This is a genomic window from Bradyrhizobium sp. Ghvi (genome assembly GCF_900115265.1).
In the GTDB taxonomy this organism is placed as follows: domain Bacteria; phylum Pseudomonadota; class Alphaproteobacteria; order Rhizobiales; family Xanthobacteraceae; genus Bradyrhizobium.
This window is the reverse complement of sequence record NZ_FOVU01000005.1, coordinates 728598-747035: the sequence shown is the minus strand read 5'-3', so window position 1 is coordinate 747035 and position 18438 is coordinate 728598. Positions and strand designations below refer to the sequence as shown.

The window sequence follows — 18438 nt, the reverse complement described above, 5'->3', positions numbered from 1 at the left end:
TCTTCTTCGGCCCTATTGGGGCACCGGAGACACCGCGTAGACGACTGATCGAAAAATGCGGCCGACCTATCCGCCTTACGGCAAGCGCATCTTGCTCGACAATCAAGACCCTGACGCGGGACCATGTCGAGCTTGTCACCGACACGATCGACCATTTCGACCAAAGTGGCATCGTTACCGGCACGCGCCGTCCCGCCGACATCATCGTCGTCGCCACCGGCTTCATGCTCACCGAGATGGCCGCGCGTCTCAACATCAGCGGTCACGACGCCAAGAATTTGCGCCGAGCCTGGGCCAACAATGACGCTGCCGCCGTGGGCAGGACCCGAGTTGCCATCGACGTTCGCCCTGATGTGCTGGATGACGACGTCCGCAAGGTCGATGCCGAGCACGAGGCGATGATCTGGACCCATCCGGGCATGAGCACCTATTGCCGCAACGCCAGCGGCCGCGTGTTCTCGGCGATGCCGTGGCGGTTCGTCGACTACTGGCGGATGACGCATGACCCGGACGTGCGGCAGTACCGGCTGACGACGGCGTAGATCTGAAGGCTCTACGCCGCGAGCCCACTCCCGACCGGCGCGAACTCCATCCCGAGACTCTCGGCCACCGCCTTGTTGGTGATGCGACCGCGATGCACGTTCAGCCCGTTGCGCAAGTGAGGATTTTCCAGCACCGCCGCAAATCCCTTATTGGCGAGCATCAAGCCGAACGGCAGCGTCGCATTGTTCAGCGCCTGGCTCGACGTCACCGGCACCGCGCCAGGCATATTGGCGACGCAATAATGCACGACGCCATCGACCTCGTAGGTCGGCGCGGTATGCGTGGTCGCATGCGAAGTCTCGAAGCAGCCGCCCTGGTCGATCGCCACGTCCACGAGCACGGCGCCCGGCCGCATCGATTTGAGCATTGCGCGCGTGACGAGCTTCGGCGCACTCGCGCCCGGCACCAGCACGGCGCCGATCACGACGTCGGCTGCGAACACCTCCTCCTCGACCGACTCGATTGTGGAGAAGCGGGTGCGGACGCGACCGGTGAAGAGATCATCAAGCTCACGCAAGCGCGGGATTGAGCGGTCGATCAAGGTGACTTCGGCACCGAGGCCCGCGGCCATGCGCGCGGCCTGCGTTCCCACGACACCGCCGCCGAGAACGACAACGCGCGCCGGCTGCACGCCTGGGACGCCGCCGAGCAGCAGCCCGCGACCGCCAGCCGACCGCTTGAGCGCGGCGCCGGCGGCCTCGATGGCGAGGCGGCCGGCGACTTCGCTCATCGGCGCGAGCAGGGGGAGGTGGCCGGCCGCGTCGGTGACGGTCTCATAAGCGATCGCAGTACAGCCGGAGGCGAGCAGGCCCTTGGCCTGATCAGGGTCCGGCGCGAGATGGAGGTAAGTAAACAGGATCTGGCTTTCGCGGAGCTGGGCCCATTCGCTCTGCTGCGGCTCCTTCACCTTCACGATCATGTCGGATTTAGCGAAGACGTCGCGCGCGTTCGCGGCAATGGAGGCCCCTGCCCGCTGGTACACCTCGTCGGAGGCGCCGACGCCGCCGCCGGCGCCGGTCTCGACCGTCACCTGGTGCCCGGCTGCGACATATTCGCGAACAGCCCCCGGGGTGAGCCCGACGCGATATTCCTGGACCTTGATCTCCTTGGGCACACCGATGCGCATCCTCAGCTCCTCTTGATTCACTTTTGTAATCGTAGCGGCGCAGCCAGTTTGGTTTCGTGCAAATATCCGCTAGCTTTGGTCTTCCCGCGCCGGTTTCGGGCGCGGAAATGCCCTTTAACGCCGGAAACGAAACCTTGGCCCTCGACCGGAAAGATCTCGCCATTCTCGCGGAACTCACGACCAATGCCCGCGCCAGCCACACTGAGCTCGCCAACAAGGTCGGGCTCTCCAGCACGGCACTTGCGCGCCGGCAGAAGGCGCTCGAGGATGACGGCTACATCCAGGCTTATCAGGCCGCGCTCGACCTCGCGCAGTTCGGCCTGAATACGACGGTCCTGGTGCGCATTGCGCTGGAGAGTCAGAGCGACGAGGCGCTGAAGGCGTTCGAGGCCGAAGTGGTGAAGTGCCCGTCGGTCGTGCGCTGCTTCCTGATGTCGGGCACCGACGACTACATCCTGATCGTGCTCGCCCGCGACATCCAGGATTTCGAGCGCATCCACCGCACCGAACTGTCGCGCCTGCCGCGCGTGGCGCGCGTGCAATCGAGTTTTGCATTGCGCGATGTGGTCAATCGCGCCGTGCCGACGGTGGTGTTCGGCGAAGGAAGGCGGTAGCGGCGCCCCCTGTCATCCAACTGTCATCGAATGTGCCGAGAGCTGTATCTCCAGCATATTCGGGATCGACAATGGACTATTTCAAGCGCTTCAACTTCCTGTTCGCCGCACCGGTGTTCGACGCCGACGACCTCGAGGGCCTCCGCTTCAGCCAGATCATCGAGGAGATCCAGCGCTCCGGCTTCGAGGTGGTGCGGGCCCGCAAGCTGGAGGACGCCGAGATCGCGGTGCAGACCGATGCCGCGATCGGCTGCATGGTGGTGGACTGGGGCAAGAAGGGGCTCGAGGGCAGGACCTCGGCGCTGATCAATCTGATGCGGCGCCGCGGCCTCGATTTCCCCATCATCCTGTTGATCCGGCGCAAGCGGTTCGAGGACCTGCCGGTCGAGGTGCTCGACTTCATCGATGGCTATGTCTTCCTATCGGAGGAGACGCCGACGTTCATTGCCAAGAACCTGATCAGCCGGCTCAAGCAATATGCCGAGACGCTGAAGACGCCGTTTTTCGGCGCGCTGGTCGACTATGCCGAGGAAGGCAACCAGCTCTGGACCTGTCCGGGCCATAATGGCGGCGTGTTCTACAACCGCAGCCCGATCGGTCGGGTCTTCGTCGAGCACCTCGGCGAATCCGTGTTCCGCGACGACCTCGACAATTCCGTACTCGATCTCGGCGACCTCCTCACCCACGAAGGCCCTGCGCTGAAGGCGCAAAAGGAAGCGGCAGCAATCTTCGGCGCGGAGAAGACCTATTTCGTGCTCAACGGCACCTCGACCTCGAACAAGGTCGCCCTCGGCGCCCTCGTCACCGACGGCGACCTCGTGCTGTTCGACCGCAACAATCACAAGGCCGCCCATCACGGCGCGCTGATGATCAACGGCGGCATCCCGGTCTATGTGCCGACCATCCGCAACGCCTGGGGACTGATCGGCCCGATGCGCTGGGACGCGCTCGACGAGAAGGCCTTGCGCGAGGCGATCCGCAATCATCCGCTGGTCACGAACAAGGATGCCTGGCGCAAGGAGCGGCCTTTCCGCGTCGCCGTGGTCGAGCAGTGCACGTATGACGGCTCGATCCACAGCGCCGAGATGATTTTGAAGCGCATCGGCCATCTCTGCGACTACATCCTGTTCGACGAGGCCTGGGCGGGCTTCATGAAATTCCACCCGCTCTATGCCGGCCGGTTCGCGATGGGCCTTGCCGACCTTCCGCCGGAAGCGCCAGGCATCATCGCGACGCAATCGACCCACAAGCAGCTTGCGAGCTTCTCGCAGGCATCGCAGATCCACATCAAGGATCGCCACATCCGCGGCCAGAAGCGGCGCGTCGAGCATCGCCGCTTCAACGAAAGCTTTATGCAGCACGCCTCAACGTCCCCCTTCTATCCGTTGTTCGCGTCCCTCGATGTCGGCGCGCAGATGATGAAAGGCCGATCCGGCGAGGTGCTGTGGGACGACACGATCCGGCTCGGGATCGAGCTACGCAAGAAGATCCGCGCGATGCGCCGGGAATTCGAAGAGAAGGAGCAAAAGGAGGACCGCCGCTGGTTCTTCGAGCCCTTCGTTCCCGACCGTGTCGCCATCCCCGATGTCAGCCGCCCCGGCGCCGCGCACAACGTCGCCTGGGAGACGCTGTCGACCGACGAGCTCGCCACCAATCCGGCGCTCTGGCAGCTCGGCCCCGACAGCAATTGGCACGGCTTCCCTGGCATGGCCGAGGGCTTTGCCATGACCGATCCGAACAAGCTGACGCTGCTCACCCCCGGCTTCGACCGCGCGACCGGCGCCTATGCCGAGCACGGCATCCCCGCCCCTGTGGTCGCGCAGTATCTGCGCGAAAACCGCATCGTCCCCGAGAAGAACGACCTCAACTCCCTGCTTTTCCTGCTCACCCCCGGGGTCGAGGCGAGCAAGGCCGGCACGCTGATCTCCGGCCTCGTCGCCTTCAAGAAGCTACACGACGATAACGCGCTGCTCGCCGACGCCATCCCGGAATTCCATCAGCGGCGGCAGGCGCGCTATGCCGGCGTGCGGCTGCGCGACCTCTGCGGCGAGATGCATCGCTTCTTTCGCGCCGCCGATGTAAGCGGTCTCCAGGCGCGGCAATTCATGCCCGAGCACATGCCTGAGATCGCGATGTCGCCGCGCGATGCCGCGCGCTACCTGTTCAAGAACGACGTCGACTATCTGCCGATCGAAGCGATCGCCGGCCGCATTGCCACCACGCCCTTCGTGGTCTATCCGCCCGGCATCGCCACCATCGTGCCCGGCGAACGGTTGACGCAACGGGCCAAGCCGATGATCGATTACCTCAAGATGTTCGAGACCTGCTTCAATACATTCCCGGGCTTCGATGTGGAAATCCAGGGGGTCTACAGGGAGGTCGATGCGCAGGGGCGGATCGGGCTCTATACCTACGTCGTTGCCGAGTAGGTGCCGATGAACGAAACAGCTGTGCGCGCAAGCGACGAACCGGTGCTGGTCCGCGCCTCACGCGAGAGCGATGTCGAGGCCATGCTGGCGATCTACCGGCATCACGTCCGCAACGGCGTGCCCCGCGACGTCGAGGGAACCGGCGCACCGGAACCCGACGATCTGCGCGACCGGCGCAAGAATCTGAAGCAGACCCGCCTGCCGCATTTGGTCGCGACCTGTCGCGGCGAGGTCATCGGCTATGCCTATGCGGTGCTGTTTCGCAAGCGCCCGGCCTATCGCTACACGGCCAAGCACTCGATCTATGTCCACCACGAGCATCTCGGCCGCGGTGTCGGGCGGCTGCTGCTCCAGCAGCTGATCGATGCCTGTGCGGCGGCCGGCTTCCGACAGATGATCGGCTATATCGATGCCGACAACGCGCCCTCGCTGGCGCTGCATGAGAAGTTTGGATTTGCGCGCGTCGGCCTGCTCTGCGGCGTAGCCTATCGGCACGGCCGCTGGTCGGATACCGCCATGGTGCAGCGCTCGCTCGGCACCGGCGCCACGGCGCCGCCGCCTGTCACCGCACCGGGCCGATAAGTTTCACGAAGGAAAGTCAGCCGGTCTGACGTGGATGCGATCGGCATGCAGGGACCAGTGATGCAACGCCTGGTCCTCGCAGAATTTTGCTTTCGCCCGTTCCGTAGCCTCGTCCTCGTCGGCCGCGTCGATCTCAAGCGTGCCTTGGCAGACCTCGCACTGACGGCCGTACTCGCCAAGCACGTCCTTCATGAACCTGACGACATAAGTTGACATGGGACCTCCTGCTGGACCGGCAGCACTCTAGCCCCATTTAGAGCAGCGAAGGGAGAGAGATTTTGACGCGGATCAAAGCCCGGCAAGGTTCCCGAAGCCCATTCAGGCGGCGACCCGCCTAAGAAGTCATACGCGTTCACTCACGTCATCGGTAAAATCCGCCGCATTCTGTTTTCGTCCCCGTAACCAACGATCGGAGCGCGATCACTCCGCGCGCGCCCTACCCCGGCGTGACGCCAAACGCGTGCTTGAAGCGCTCGGCATAAACGGGCCAGACCTCGGGATTGATGATGCGCGGCGGGCGCTTGCCGTCGAGCGTCTCCAGCACCTGCTCGGCAGCGATGCGGCCCATGTTCTGGCGCGCCTCGACTGTCACGCCGGCGGTGTGCGGGCTCGCCAGCACGTTGTCGAACTGAAGCAACGGATGCTCCGGCGGCGGCGGCTCCTTGGACCAGACATCGAGACCTGCACCGGCGATTCGTTTGTCGCGTAGCGCCTGCAACAGCGCATCCTCATCATGGATGAACCCGCGTGCGGTGGTGATGAAATAGGCGTGCGGCTGCATCAGGCCGAACTCGCGCACGCTGATCATGTTGCGGCTGCCCTTGTTGAGCGGACAGGAGATCGAGACGAAATCGGCGCGGCGCAGGAGCTCGTCGAGCTCGACCTTCTCGGCGCCGCGCTCGGCCATCACCTCGGCCGTGAGATAAGGATCGTAAGCCAGTACTTTCATGCCGAGCAGGCCCTTGCACAGCGCGGCGATGCGGCGGCCGACATTGCCGAGGCCAACGATGCCGACGGTCTTGTGCTCGACCTCGTTGCCGATCAGCTCGTTGCGGTTGACGTTGGACTCGCGGCGCAGCTTGCGGTCGGACTGGATGATGCGCTTGGACAAGGTCAGCATCATCGCCAGCGCGTGCTCGGCGACGGAATGGGCATTGCCGCCGGACTGGTTCACGACCAGCACGCCCGCATCGGTGCAGGCTTCGACGTCGACCGGATCGAAACCCGCGCCGTTGCTGGAGACCAGCAGCAGGTTCGGCGCGCGCTTTAGGAAGGCGGCATCGATATGGAAATGCGGCGCCAGCTCGTCGCGCGCGGCGCCAATCTGGTAGACATGCGCCGCGCTCAGGATGGGGGCGTAGAAATCCTCGGGGCTCTCATTCTCGATGCGGTCGAGCCGGACGTCGGGCCGGGCCTTCAGGATGTCGATATAAACAGGGTTGGCCAGGTATTTGACGTAGAAGACGCGCTTGCTGTTGACCGACATCAGGACCCTTCCGTCTCTCTCACGGAGACCCGCAAGGTCAGCGCCATGTGCGCTCGTCCCCTAGCGTCCCTCCCGTTTCTCGTTATCCCGCTTATGACATGGCGGTGCTGGCCACGGCAGGCGATCTTGCGCAGATCACGGTACCGGCCCGGACATGTTGACAATCCCGCCCGCTCCGTCAAGTTCGGCAGACCGCCGCGACGGACCAACAAGAAGCATACGCGGCCGAAGGGAGAAAACGATGGCGGTGGCGGAACAGCAGCCCTCGTCCCAGGCGGGACCGGGGTCCGGCGACAAAAGCTGGCATGGCATCGTCCTGCAGACCCTGAAGCGGAACGACATCAGCCTGATCCCTTACGTGCCCGACCGCGTGTTGACGCCGCTGATCAAGAGTTTGCACGCCGATTCCTTCTTCACGACCTTTGCCACCGCGCGCGAGGAAGAGGCCGTCGGCATCGTCTCCGGTGCCTGGATGGGCGGACGGCGCGGCGCGGTGCTGATGCAAACCTCCGGCTTTGCCACGCTCGCCAACACGCTCGCCTCGCTGGCCGTGCCCTACCAGATTCCGCTGATCATGTTCGTTTCCGAGCGCGGCACGCTCGGCGAGTTCAATTACGGCCAGTCGCTGGTCTGCCGTACGATGCGTCCGGTGCTGGATTCGCTCGCGATCGAGCACCACACCATCACCCGGCTCGACGAGCTCGAATTCATCGCCGACCGCTCGATCAAGCAGGCCGTCACCACCCAGGCGCCGGTAGCGCTGATCCTCAACCCGCTGCTCACGGGCGGCAAGGTCTTCGACAAGTGAGCCGGTCATGACCACGCGCAACACCAAAGTGATGAACCGCTTCGACGTGACCTCGCGCCTGATCGCGAAGCTCAAGCACGAGGAAGCGGTGATCGGCGGCATCGGCAACACCAATTTCGACCTATGGGCCGCCGGCCATCGCCCGCAGAATTTCTACATGCTGGGCAGCATGGGCCTCGCTTTCCCGATCGCGCTGGGCGTCGCGCTGGCGCAGCCCGACCGGCGCGTCTTCGCGCTGGAGGGGGACGGCTCGCTGCTGATGCAGCTCGGCGCGCTCTCGACCATCGCGGCGTTGAAGCCGAAGAACCTGATCATGATCGTGATGGACAACGGCATCTACCAGATCACCGGCGCGCAGCCGACGCCCGCAGCTGGCGTCGCCGATCTCGTCGCGATCGCCTTGGGCTCGGGACTCACCAACAGCGCCTGGGCCGCGGACGAGGAGGATTTCGAACGGCTGGTCGACGAAGCCATGTCGGCCGACGAACCCAGCCTGATCGCGCTGCGCATCGACGACAAGCCCGGCGTCGGCACCACCCGCCGGGATCCGGTGCAGATCCGCGAGCGCTTTATGCACGGCCTCGGCGTGCGCGAACCGCTCTGACATCCTCACATGGACGACAGAGGCCCCGCAGAGCGTCGCTCTGCGGGGCCCATATTCAATTCGCCTTACGCGCCGATCAGTCGATGATCTTGATCACCCGGCGCGTGCGCGGCTCGACGATCACACGGCGATCGTTCACAACCGCATAGCGATACTGGGTGTAGTTAGGCACGGGCCGCAAGACCACGGTCGGCGGCAGCGGCTCGCCGACGACGACGCGCTCGTGAACCACGACGGAATCATCACGCGGGATTCCGCCCAAGATCGCATTCGGAATTTCAAGTCCGGCGCCAACCGCCGCACCCACGGTGCCGCCGACCATCGCGCCAACCGGGCCGCCGATATCACCGCCCGCGCGCGCACCGTTCGCGGCGCCCTCGGCGGTCGTCGACTGGGCAAAGGCTGCGCTCGACGCCAGCAGCGACGCAGCAGCCAACGTAATCGCAAGACGGGTTTTCATGACCTGATGTCTCCAGTGATTGTTGTGCGTCATCAACCGCGGGACCGGAGCATTGTTCCGGTTCCAGGGCGATGAAACACGCGTCAAACGGGCGACTGTTACCGCGTAACAGTTCAGGCTCCAGCGATCTCGTGCCCAGCCATCAGTTCCAGCGCCCGCACCATTGCCGAATGATCCCAGCCCTTGCCGCCATGCGCGGTGCAGGAGGAGAACAATTGCTGCGCCACCGCGGTACTTGGCAGCGACAGACCGAGCGCACGCGCCCCCTCGAGCGCAAGGTTAAGATCCTTCTGGTGCAGCTCGATGCGAAAGCCGGGATCGAAATTGCGCTTCACCATGCGCTCGCCATGCACCTCGAGAATCCGCGACGAGGCAAAACCGCCCATCAGCGCCTTGCGCACCAGCGCGGGGTTCGCACCCGCCTTGGATGCGAACAGCAACGCCTCGCTCACCGCCTCGATCGTCAGCGCGACGATGATCTGGTTGGCGACCTTCGTGGTCTGGCCGTCGCCATTGGCACCCACATGCGTGACGTTCTTGCCCATCTTGTCGAAGACCGGCTTCATGGTGCCGAAGGCCCGCTCGGGACCGCCGACCATGATGGTGAGGCTCGCCGCCTTGGCGCCGACCTCGCCGCCCGACACCGGGGCATCGAGATAATCCGCGCCGAGCGCCTCGATCTTCTTTGCAAACTCCTTGGTCGCGAGCGGTGAGATCGAGCTCATGTCGACCACGATCTTGCCCTTGGAGATGCCACTGGCGACACCGTCCTTGGCGAACAACACGGCCTCGACATGCGGGGTGTCAGGCACCATGACGATGACGGCATCCGCCTCTTCAGCGACCTCCTTGGCCGATTTGCAGGCGACGCCCCCGGCCGCAATGAGTTCCGGCGCGACCGGCGCGACGTCGTGCAGGAGCACGCGATGGCCTGCTGCCAGGAGATGGCCGGCCATCGGCCGTCCCATGGTGCCAAGTCCGATGAAGCCGATGTCGATCATGTCAGATATCCTCACGTCTCAAAGGTCTGCGCCGCGTGCCAGGACAGGCCCTCCAGCGTCGTGGTACGCGGCTTGTACTCGCAGCCGATCCAGCCGCGATATCCGATCGCGTCGAGATGGCGGAACAGGAAGGGATAGTTGATCTCGCCCGTGCCCGGCTCATGCCGGCCGGGATTGTCGGCGAGCTGGATGTGCGCAATCTGCGGAAGATACTCCTGCATGGTGCGGGCGAGATCGCCCTCCATGATCTGCATGTGATAGATGTCGTACTGCACGAACAGATTGCCCGACCGCACCTCTGAGATCAGCTGGATCGCCTGCTCGGTGCCGTTGAGGAAGAAGCCGGGAATGTCGAGCGTGTTGATCGGCTCGACCAGCAGCTTGATGTTCTCCCGCGCAAGCGTCGAGGCCGCGAAACGCAGATTGCCGACCAGCGTCTCCTGTAATTCGCGCGGATCGGCCTCCACAGGCGCAATTCCGACGAGGCAATTGAGCTGTTCGCAATCGAGAGCCTTTGCGTAGTCGATGGCGCGGAACACGCCGTCGCGGAATTCGGCTGTGCGATCGGGCATGATCGCGATGCCGCGCTCGCCGCCGGCCCAGTTGCCGGCCGGCAGATTGTGCAGCACTTGGGTAAGTCCGTGGGCCTCGAGTTGTTCGCGGAGCTGCGCCTTGTCGAAATCGTAGGGGAAGAGATACTCGACCCCGGCAAAGCCTGCCGCCTTCGCCGCGGCGAAGCGATCGAGAAACGGCATCTCGTTGAAGAGCATGGTGAGGTTGGCGGCAAATTTCGGCATGATGCGGTCCCCTACTCTGCCGGCTGCAATACGCCGGACCTTGTGGTCCCGACCTCGTCGAGCGGCAGGTCCAGCACCTCTTCGAACTCGACGATGTTGTCGATCTCCGTGCCCATCGCGATGTTGGTGACGCGCTCCAGGATGAACTCGACCACCACGGGCACGCGGTGCTTCTTCATCAGTTCGCGGGCGGTCGCGAAGGCAGCCTGCGCGTCCTTCGGGTCGGTAACGCGGATCGCCTTGCAGCCGAGGCCTTCGGCCACCGCGACATGGTCGACGCCATAAACACCGATCTCCGGTGCGTTGATGTTCTCGAAGGAGAGCTGGACGTGATAGTCCATGTCGAAGCCGCGCTGGGCCTGGCGGATCAGCCCGAGATAGGAATTGTTCACGACGACGTGGATGTAAGGCAGATTGAACTGCGCCCCGACCGCGAGCTCCTCGATCAGGAACTGAAAGTCGTAATCGCCCGACAGCGCGACGATGTCGCGATCCGGGCAGGCCGCACGCACGCCGAGCGCCGCCGGCAGCGTCCAGCCGAGCGGCCCCGCCTGCCCGGCGTTGATCCAGTTGCGCGGCTTGTAGACGCCGAGGAATTGCGCGCCGGCGATCTGCGACAAGCCGATAACGGTGACATAGGTGGTGTCGCGGCCGAACGCCTTGTTCATCTCCTCATAGACGCGCTGCGGCTTGATCGGCACGTTCTCGAAATGGCTCTTGCGCAGCATGGTCTTCTTGCGATCGCGGCAGGAAGCGGGCCACGCCTGGCGCTCGCGAAGGCTACCTGATCGGCGCCACTCCCTGGCGACGGAGACGAACAGCTCCAGCGCTGCCTTGGCGTCCGAGACGATCCCGAGGTCGGGATTGAACACGCGGCCGATCTGGGTCGGCTCGATGTCGACATGCACGAAGGTGCGGCCCTTGGTGTAGGTCTCGACCGAGCCGGTGTGGCGGTTGGCCCAGCGGTTACCGATACCGAGCACGAAATCGGATTCCAGCAGCGTGGCGTTGCCATAGCGATGGCTGGTCTGCAGGCCGACCATGCCGGCCATCAGCACGTGATCGTCAGGGATCGCCCCCCATCCCATCAGAGTCGGGACGACGGGCACGTTGGCGATCTCAGCGAACTCGACTAGCAGGTCCGAGGCATCGGCATTGATGATGCCGCCCCCTGCCACGATAAGCGGCCGCTCGGCGGCATTAAGCATCTCCAGCGCCTTCTCGACCTGCTTACGCGTCGCAGCCGGCTTGTAGACCGGCAGCGGCTCATAGGTCTCGTCGTCGAACTCGATCTCGGCGAGCTGCACGTCCAGCGGCATGTCGATCAGCACCGGTCCGGGCCGGCCGGAGCGCATCACGTGAAAGGCCTGGCTGAAGACGCGCGGCACCAGCGCCGGCTCGCGCACGGTGACCGCCCACTTGGTTACAGGCTTGGCGATCGACTCGATGTCAACAGCCTGGAAGTCCTCCTTATAAAGCCGTGCGCGCGGCGCCTGCCCGGTGATGCAGAGGATCGGGATGGAATCGGCGATCGCCGAATAGAGCCCGGTGATCATGTCGGTGCCGGCCGGCCCTGACGTGCCGATGCAGACGCCGATATTGCCGGCCCTGGCCCGCGTATAGCCCTCGGCCATATGCGAGGCGCCTTCGACATGGCGCGCCAGGATGTGGCGAATCGAGCCGCGCTTCTTCAATGCAGAGTAAAGCGGATTGATCGCAGCGCCGGGAACGCCGAAGGCCGTCGAGATGCCTTCCTTCTCCAGGATACGCACGGCTGCATCGACAGCTCGCATCTTCGCCATATCGGACCTCGCTCGGTTAAATCAGCGAGCGAGATCATCGGGTGCGCGCGATGCGATCTCAATGAGATGGATTTTATTTTCCACGATGCGGCAGCCGTGAAAAAAACTGTGGTCGTCTCAAGCTGTTAGATCAAGAAATACGTGAAAGCCGTTCACTCGAAGAGCGGCACCAGCTCCATCTGCGGCACCAGCACAAGGCCCTTGTCCGTGATGCGAATTTCCGGAATGACCGATAGCGGAATCAGATTGAAGCCCATGTAGGGGATGGTGCAGCCGGCCTCGGCCCATTCCCTCTTCAGCACCTTGACCTCATCGGCGACCTCGGTAACCCGCTTGTCCGAGAGCAGGCCAGCAATCGGCAGCGGGACCAGTGCCCTCACCTCGCCCTCGGCAACGACGCAGACGCCGCCCTGCTGCGCCTTGATCGCTGCGATTGCGACCTGCATGTCGTCCTCGTTGGTGCCGGCGACGATGATGTTGTGGCTGTCGTGGCCGACACTGGAGGCCACCGCGCCGCGCTTGAGGCCGAAATCCTTGAGCAAGCCGTAGGCGACATTGCCGGCCGACTTGCCGTGGCGTTCGACCACCGTGACAAAGCATAGGCCATAACGCTGAAACAACGAGGGCCAGTCCTTGGACGGTTCGATCGCGACCTTCTCGTGGATCAGCGTGATGCCCGGCAGCGCGGTCTTGATGACGTTGACAGTGCAGGCCTTCCCCGGCAGCTCCGGCGTCAGCTTCAGCTTCTCAGGCAGTTTCACTGTGGCATAAGCCGCCTTTGGATATTGGTAGCGCTGCGATAGCGCTTGATCCAACCGAGGAGTGATCTTCCGGTTCTCCACCACCAACTCACCGCCATACCAGGTCGATTGCGGCTTGAGATTGTCGTCCATCAGCACGAGATCGGCGCGGCGGCCACCGCCGAGCCCGCCGATATCGCCTTCCATATTGAACCGCGTGGCGCCATGCAGTGACCCCATCGACCAGGCCTGCTCCGGCGACATTCCCGCCTTCACGGCTTCGCGGACCACCCAGTCAAGGCCGAAAAGAAGCAAATCATCAGCATCGCGATCGTCGGTGCAGACCGCCGTGCGCTTATGTGAAGCGCCGAGCTCGGTGATCGTTCGAATCGCCTGCGGCAGCGAATGCCAGGGCGTGGTCGGCGGGCCGCCGCGCAAGAAAACCCACACACCGGCGTCGAGCAGATCGTCGGCGATGTCGCGGTCGATCGCCTCATGGGTGTCGGTGACACCTGATGCCGCGTAGGCCGCGACGAATTCGCGGCCGTAGACGTGGCCTGACACCGGCCGCCCGCGCTTCAATGCCGCGGCGAGGATCGCGTGGCTGCGCTCGTCGCCCATAGTGACAGGTACGAAATCCATCTTCTCGCCGAGTGCGACAGCTTCAGGCCAGCGGTCGAACAGGCCGGCGATCTTGTCGGGCGTGAGGTCGCCGCCCGCCGTCTCCAGTTCGGCCGATGTCGCAGGCACCGTGCTCGGTACCGTCAAAAAGATCGAGAGCGGCGCCTCGCGGGCGTCCTCCAGCATCGCCTCGACACCGGCGACATCCATGACGTTGCCGATCTCGTGGCTGTCGCAGAAGATAGTGGTGGTGCCGTTGAGCAGCGCGGCCTCGGCATAGGCGCACGCCGTCACCATCGAGGATTCGATGTGGATGTGCGGATCGACCAGCCCCGGCGCGATGATCCCTCCGGCGGAGTCGTATAGCGGAACTTCGCTCCACGCCTTTTTCGCCGAACCCACCGGCTTGATCGCCGCGATGCGGCCGCCCGTGATCCAGACCTCCCGTCCCGGATGGATGCGCTCGGAGTATGTCGAGAGCACGCGTGCGCCTGAGATGACGAGATCGGGCGCGACACGCGCTGAGGCGACGTCGGCAAGGCGCCGCGTCATCTCATGCAGCGGCGCGACGGCGAAGCGGGTGAGTATTCGCATAGGGGGCTCTCGCAAAACGGGAGTGATCAGGCAATGGTTGCCGCCGTGAGCCAGCGGGGCAACTCAAATAAAACGGCACTCGTGCTTACGCTTTGGGCAGCCGCGGATGCATCAAACTCAGGCTTGGGGTGACGGGACGACACCGCCCAGCGCGGCCGTGAGTTCCGCGGCGACCTCGCGCACAGTGCGGCCGATCTCCGGCAAGCGCGTGTCGGTGACGCGGCTGGTCAGGCCGGAGACGGAAATCGCGGCCAGCGGTTCGCCGAGCCCGTTGTAGACCACGGCGGCAACGCAGCGCAGGCCGATCTCGGCCTCCTCGTCGTCGATCGCATATCCCTGCTTACGGATGGTCGCGAGTTCCTTAAAGAGGTCGCTGGGGCGCACGATGGATTTTTCCGTCAGCCGCGGCATGCCGTGATGGCGGATGATGGCGCCGACATCCTCGTCGGAATAGGTCGCAAGCACGGCCTTGCCGACGCCCGACGTCACCATCGCGACGCGGCCACCGACCTTGGTCAGCGAGCGCATGATCTCGCGGCTCTCCATGCGGGTGAGCACGATGATGAACTCGTCGTCGACCACAGCGAGATTGGCGGTCTCACGGGTGAGATCGCGCAGCTTACGCAAATAGGGAATGGCCTGCGCCGTGAAATTGCGCCGGCGCGCAAAGCTCGCGCCTACGGTAAAGCTGCGCACACCGACATGCCATTTGGATTCGACGCGGTCGAACTGCACGAAGCGGCGGCTTTCCAGCGTCGCCAGCAGGCGATGCACGGTGGAGGCTGAGAGGCCGGTGCGCACGGCCAGATCGCTGAGGCGATAGCCTTCGTCGTCCTCGGCCAGAGTCTCGAGGATCGACAACGCGCGGTCGACGGACTGCACGCCGCCGTCACGATCGGCCTCCGATGCCGATCGTGTTTCGAGCGGTTTGCGCCGGATCACGTTCTTGCCCATCGCGACCTGACAGTTATCACCTCTCCCCGCGGACGGGGAGAGGTGAAAGTCTTTGTCTCAGAGCAGCCCTGCCCCACGGGCCCACTTGTACTTGGCGCCGAGCACCTCGACCGGCAGCTCGGTCGAATACGCATAGGCCGGGATGCCGTGCTGGTAGAGATATTCGGCGGCCTCCTCGACCTCGACGTCGCCGGCGAGCGAGGCGACCATCGGCTTCACGAAGCCCTTGGCCTCCATTTCCTTCTTCACCTCGACCATGTTGCGGGCGAACACCATCGGCGGCGTGACGATGGTGTGCCAGTAGCCGAGGATCAGCGAATGGATGCGATCGTCGGAGAGGCCGAGCTTCACCGTGTTCACGTAGGTGATGGGCGGCTCGCCGCCGGTGATATCCACAGGATTTCCGGCAGCGCCGAACGGCGGGATGAACTTGCGGAAGGCCGCATCGAGATCCGGCGGCATCGACATCAGCGAAAGGCCGTTGTCGACGCAGGAGTCCGACAACAGCACGCCCGAGCCGCCCGCGCCGGTGATGATCAGCACGTTCTCCCCCTTCGGCGTCGGCAGCACCGGCACGCCACGGGCGAACTCCAGCAACTGGCGCAAGCTGCGGGCACGGATCACACCGGACTGCTTGAACACGTCCTCATAGATGCGGTCGTTGCCGGCGAGCGCGCCGGTATGCGACGAAGCGGCCTTGGCGCCGGCCGAGGTGCGGCCGGCCTTGAGCACGACGACCGGCTTCTTCTTGGAGACGCGCTTGGCGGCTTCCGCAAAGGCGCGGCCGTCCTTGAGGTCTTCGCAGTGCTGCGCGATCAGGTTGGTGTTCGGATCCTGCTCGAAGAAGGCGAGCAGATCGTCCTCGTCGATATCCGACTTGTTGCCGAGGCCGACGATCGCCGAGACGCCCATCTTGGCCGAGCGCGAGAAGCCGATGATGGCCATGCCGATGCCGCCCGACTGTGACGACAGCGCCGCGTGGCCCTTGACGTCATAGGCGGTGCAGAAGGTCGCACAGAGGTTGGCCGGCGTGTAGTAGAAGCCGTAAATGTTCGGCCCCATCAGGCGAATGTCGTATTTCTTGCCGACCTCCACGATCTCGGCCTGGAGCTCCGGCGCGCCAGCTTCCGCAAAGCCTGACGGAATCAGCACCGCGCCCGGGATTTTCTTCTCGCCGCATTCAGTCAGCGCGCCCGCAACGAACTTCGCGGGAATCGCGAACACCGCGACATCGATCACACCGGGCACGTCCTTGACGCTCTTGTAGGCCTTGTAGCCGAGGATTTCTGCGGCCTTGGGGTGGATCGGGATGATCTCGCCCTTGTAGCCGCCGTTGATGAGGTTCTTCATCACGGAGTTGCCGATTTTGCCGTCCTCGGCGGAGGCGCCGATCACAGCAACCGCCTTCGGCTGCATGATGCGGTTCATGGCTGCGACGATCTCTTCGGTCGGACGCGGCTTCGGCTTGGGCTTGTAGGCGAAGTCGACGACGATGCGCACGTCAGCAGCGGTCGCGTCCTTCGGCGTCGCGAAAACCGGATTGAGGTCGAGCTCGACAATTTCTGGGAAATCGGTGACGAGCTGCGAGACCTTGACGATGACATCGGCGAGCGCCGTGCGGTTCACCGGCTCGCCGCCACGTACACCCTTCAGAATCTCATGCGCCTGAATCCCGTCGAGCATCGAGAGCGCGTCTTCCTTGGTCGCCGGCGCGAGGCGGAAGGTGATGTCCTTGAGCACTTCGACCAGCACGCCGCCGAGACCGAAGGCGACCAGCTTGCCGAACGAGCCGTCGGTGATCGAGCCGACGATGACTTCGGTGCCGCCGGCCAGCATTTGCTGCACCTGGATGCCCTCGATCTTGGCATCGGCCTTGTACTTCTTGGCGTTGCCGAGAATGGTCTCGTAGGCCTTCTCGGCATCCTCGGCCGTCTTGACGCCGACGATGACGCCGCCGGCCTCGGTCTTGTGGAGAATGTCCGGCGAGACGATCTTCATCACGACTGGGAAGCCCATCGCGGAGGCCATCTTGCCGGCCTCGCCCGCCGACTTCGCCACGCCCTCTTTCGGCACTGGAATGCCGTAGGCGTCGCAGACCACCTTGCCTTCCGGCGCGGTCAGGCTGGTGCGGTTGTCGGCCTTGACCTGGTCAAGGACCTTGCGGACGACGTCTTTGGAATTGGACATGAGCTTCTCCCTTGACCTTCAGTTCTTGCTTGGCAAAGCGCGCGTGATGCGGCTGCCGTGACACTTGCCATCGCCGCGCTCTGTTCCATCAGGCGGAACGGAGCGGCGAAAGGCCTTGATTACTCCGCCAGCTTGGATCAAAAATGGCTAGCGATGGCATTTGGTATGCCAGAAGCCAACTTGTCAAGCCAGAGCACCACCCGGAACGCCGCAAAAATTAGCCAGCTTGACATTCTGGCATGTGGTATGCCAAAAACTTTCCAGTCAATATTCCTGTAAAAGACGACTCCCACTGGAGGAGAATCGTCGTGTCACTGCGGAAACCAACCAAGGCGTTGCCGAACATGGCCGAGGCAGACATCGCAATCGTTCGTATTGCCCCGGAGAGCAGCTTCAAGAACAAGGCGTATGACGCCTTGAAGGAAGCCATCCTCAAGATGGACATCTATTCGACGCCCGAGCCGGTGATGCTGGACGAGCGCGCACTATCCGAACGCCTGGGTGTCAGCCGCACGCCGATCCGCGAAGCCATCGCGATGCTCGAGCAGGACGGTTTCGTGAAGACCGTGCCGCGCCGTGGCATCATGGTGGTGCGCCGGACCAAGAGCGAGATCGTCGACATGATCCGCGCCTGGGCGGCGCTGGAGAGCATGGCGGCCCGCCTCATCACCACGACCGCGCGCAAGAAGGACATCTCGGCGCTGCGCGATTTCTTCAAGGATTTTGGCAAGGACCGCCTGCCCGAGGATCACGTCGAGGAATATTCGAAAGCCAACATCGCCTTCCATCAGGCGCTGATCTCGCTGTCGGAATCCCCTGTCTTGGTTGATCTCACCAATGATCTCTTGCTGCACGTGCGCGGCTATCGCCAGCTGACGATCGGCCGCAAGGACCGCACCGCGACCTCCCTGCCCGAGCATCTCGCCATGATCGAGGCGCTGGAAGCGCGCGACACCGAGCTCGCCGAGAAGCGCGCCCGCGATCACACCCTTGGCCTTGCCGCTTACGTCGAGGCGCACGGCCAGGAACTGTTCACGTAACGACATTCACCAGAAGGGCGAAAAACTCGCCCCGCATCTTGAGACCAGGG

16 protein-coding genes and 1 pseudogene are annotated in these 18438 nt (G+C 63.9%); 7 read left to right on the top strand and 10 right to left on the bottom strand.

Annotation, left to right across the window (positions count from 1 at the left end; genetic code table 11):
* Window positions 1-35: 35 nt before the first annotated feature.
* Window positions 36-542, top strand: a pseudogene (locus tag BM374_RS40290) (flavin-containing monooxygenase); the annotation flags it as partial.
* A gap of 11 nt (window positions 543-553) precedes the next feature.
* Here the strand turns inward: BM374_RS40290 and ald are convergent.
* Entirely contained in the window at window positions 554-1669 is a 1116-nt protein-coding gene (ald, locus tag BM374_RS22655) for an alanine dehydrogenase (RefSeq protein ID WP_092296699.1), read from the bottom strand.
* Between the two features lie 134 nt (window positions 1670-1803).
* Between ald and BM374_RS22650 the strand changes: the two genes are divergently transcribed.
* The 3 genes from BM374_RS22650 to BM374_RS22640 all read left to right on the top strand — a co-directional run bounded on the left by BM374_RS22650 (window position 1804) and on the right by BM374_RS22640 (window position 5294).
* Complete coding sequence (locus BM374_RS22650) at window positions 1804-2283, top strand: Lrp/AsnC family transcriptional regulator (protein WP_177248464.1); 480 nt, start codon at window positions 1804-1806, stop codon at window positions 2281-2283.
* Between the two features lie 71 nt (window positions 2284-2354).
* Window positions 2355-4712, top strand: a complete 2358-nt coding sequence (locus BM374_RS22645; protein WP_092296693.1) for an Orn/Lys/Arg family decarboxylase — start codon at window positions 2355-2357, stop codon at window positions 4710-4712.
* 6 nt (window positions 4713-4718) lie between these two features.
* Window positions 4719-5294, top strand: coding sequence for a GNAT family N-acetyltransferase (locus BM374_RS22640; protein ID WP_177248463.1), 576 nt, complete (start codon window positions 4719-4721; stop codon window positions 5292-5294).
* Window positions 5295-5297: 3 nt separating this feature from the next.
* Here the strand turns inward: BM374_RS22640 and BM374_RS22635 are convergent, their stop codons facing one another.
* Both BM374_RS22635 and BM374_RS22630 read right to left on the bottom strand, forming a co-directional pair.
* On the bottom strand, window positions 5298-5510 hold the full coding sequence (locus BM374_RS22635; RefSeq protein WP_092296687.1) for a hypothetical protein: 213 nt from the start codon (window positions 5508-5510) through the stop codon (window positions 5298-5300).
* Between the two features lie 220 nt (window positions 5511-5730).
* Window positions 5731-6780 carry a hydroxyacid dehydrogenase gene (locus tag BM374_RS22630; protein WP_092296684.1) on the bottom strand — a complete coding sequence of 350 codons (1050 nt, stop codon included), beginning with the start codon at window positions 6778-6780 and terminating at the stop codon, window positions 5731-5733.
* Between the two features lie 241 nt (window positions 6781-7021).
* Here BM374_RS22630 and BM374_RS22625 point away from each other — a divergent pair, with 241 nt between their 5' ends.
* The gene (locus tag BM374_RS22625; protein ID WP_092296681.1) at window positions 7022-7588 is read left to right on the top strand and encodes a thiamine pyrophosphate-binding protein; all 567 of its coding nucleotides are present in this window, start codon (window positions 7022-7024) and stop codon (window positions 7586-7588) included.
* Window positions 7589-7595: 7 nt separating this feature from the next.
* On the top strand, window positions 7596-8192 hold the full coding sequence (locus BM374_RS22620; RefSeq protein WP_092296678.1) for a thiamine pyrophosphate-dependent enzyme: 597 nt from the start codon (window positions 7596-7598) through the stop codon (window positions 8190-8192).
* A gap of 76 nt (window positions 8193-8268) precedes the next feature.
* Here BM374_RS22620 and BM374_RS22615 read toward each other — a convergent pair whose 3' ends face one another.
* The 7 genes from BM374_RS22615 to BM374_RS22585 all read right to left on the bottom strand — a co-directional run bounded on the left by BM374_RS22615 (window position 8269) and on the right by BM374_RS22585 (window position 17348).
* Window positions 8269-8652: a DUF1236 domain-containing protein gene (locus BM374_RS22615; RefSeq protein ID WP_092297015.1), complete on the bottom strand. Its 384-nt coding sequence runs from the start codon at window positions 8650-8652 to the stop codon at window positions 8269-8271.
* Between the two features lie 113 nt (window positions 8653-8765).
* Window positions 8766-9653, bottom strand: coding sequence for a 2-hydroxy-3-oxopropionate reductase (locus tag BM374_RS22610; protein ID WP_092296675.1), 888 nt, complete (start codon window positions 9651-9653; stop codon window positions 8766-8768).
* An 11-nt stretch (window positions 9654-9664) separates the two neighbouring features.
* On the bottom strand, window positions 9665-10450 hold the full coding sequence (gene hyi, locus BM374_RS22605; RefSeq protein ID WP_092296672.1) for a hydroxypyruvate isomerase: 786 nt from the start codon (window positions 10448-10450) through the stop codon (window positions 9665-9667).
* 11 nt (window positions 10451-10461) lie between these two features.
* Window positions 10462-12252, bottom strand: coding sequence for a glyoxylate carboligase (gene gcl / locus BM374_RS22600; protein ID WP_092296669.1), 1791 nt, complete (start codon window positions 12250-12252; stop codon window positions 10462-10464).
* A gap of 152 nt (window positions 12253-12404) precedes the next feature.
* On the bottom strand, window positions 12405-14207 hold the full coding sequence (locus tag BM374_RS22595; RefSeq protein WP_092296666.1) for an adenine deaminase C-terminal domain-containing protein: 1803 nt from the start codon (window positions 14205-14207) through the stop codon (window positions 12405-12407).
* 117 nt (window positions 14208-14324) lie between these two features.
* Window positions 14325-15161 (bottom strand): IclR family transcriptional regulator, encoded by an 837-nt coding sequence (locus BM374_RS22590; RefSeq protein ID WP_092296663.1) that lies wholly within the window; start codon window positions 15159-15161, stop codon window positions 14325-14327.
* 57 nt (window positions 15162-15218) lie between these two features.
* Window positions 15219-17348 (bottom strand): acetate--CoA ligase family protein, encoded by a 2130-nt coding sequence (locus BM374_RS22585; protein ID WP_092296660.1) that lies wholly within the window; start codon window positions 17346-17348, stop codon window positions 15219-15221.
* A gap of 344 nt (window positions 17349-17692) precedes the next feature.
* Here BM374_RS22585 and BM374_RS22580 point away from each other — a divergent pair, with 344 nt between their 5' ends.
* Window positions 17693-18388 carry a GntR family transcriptional regulator gene (locus BM374_RS22580; RefSeq protein WP_177248481.1) on the top strand — a complete coding sequence of 232 codons (696 nt, stop codon included), beginning with the start codon at window positions 17693-17695 and terminating at the stop codon, window positions 18386-18388.
* Window positions 18389-18438: the final 50 nt, after the last annotated feature.

Coding starts and splice junctions, on each gene's coding strand:
- ald (WP_092296699.1), bottom strand. CDS start 1,669: ATGCGCATCGGTGTGCCCAAGGAGATCAAGGTCCAGGAATATCGCGTC.
- BM374_RS22645 (WP_092296693.1), top strand. CDS start 2,355: ATGGACTATTTCAAGCGCTTCAACTTCCTGTTCGCCGCACCGGTGTTC.
- BM374_RS22640 (WP_177248463.1), top strand. CDS start 4,719: ATGAACGAAACAGCTGTGCGCGCAAGCGACGAACCGGTGCTGGTCCGC.
- BM374_RS22635 (WP_092296687.1), bottom strand. CDS start 5,510: ATGTCAACTTATGTCGTCAGGTTCATGAAGGACGTGCTTGGCGAGTAC.
- BM374_RS22630 (WP_092296684.1), bottom strand. CDS start 6,780: ATGTCGGTCAACAGCAAGCGCGTCTTCTACGTCAAATACCTGGCCAAC.
- BM374_RS22625 (WP_092296681.1), top strand. CDS start 7,022: ATGGCGGTGGCGGAACAGCAGCCCTCGTCCCAGGCGGGACCGGGGTCC.
- BM374_RS22620 (WP_092296678.1), top strand. CDS start 7,596: ATGACCACGCGCAACACCAAAGTGATGAACCGCTTCGACGTGACCTCG.
- BM374_RS22615 (WP_092297015.1), bottom strand. CDS start 8,652: ATGAAAACCCGTCTTGCGATTACGTTGGCTGCTGCGTCGCTGCTGGCG.
- BM374_RS22610 (WP_092296675.1), bottom strand. CDS start 9,653: ATGATCGACATCGGCTTCATCGGACTTGGCACCATGGGACGGCCGATG.
- hyi (WP_092296672.1), bottom strand. CDS start 10,450: ATGCCGAAATTTGCCGCCAACCTCACCATGCTCTTCAACGAGATGCCG.
- gcl (WP_092296669.1), bottom strand. CDS start 12,252: ATGGCGAAGATGCGAGCTGTCGATGCAGCCGTGCGTATCCTGGAGAAG.
- BM374_RS22595 (WP_092296666.1), bottom strand. CDS start 14,207: ATGCGAATACTCACCCGCTTCGCCGTCGCGCCGCTGCATGAGATGACG.
- BM374_RS22590 (WP_092296663.1), bottom strand. CDS start 15,161: ATGGGCAAGAACGTGATCCGGCGCAAACCGCTCGAAACACGATCGGCA.
- BM374_RS22585 (WP_092296660.1), bottom strand. CDS start 17,348: ATGTCCAATTCCAAAGACGTCGTCCGCAAGGTCCTTGACCAGGTCAAG.
- BM374_RS22580 (WP_177248481.1), top strand. CDS start 17,693: ATGGCCGAGGCAGACATCGCAATCGTTCGTATTGCCCCGGAGAGCAGC.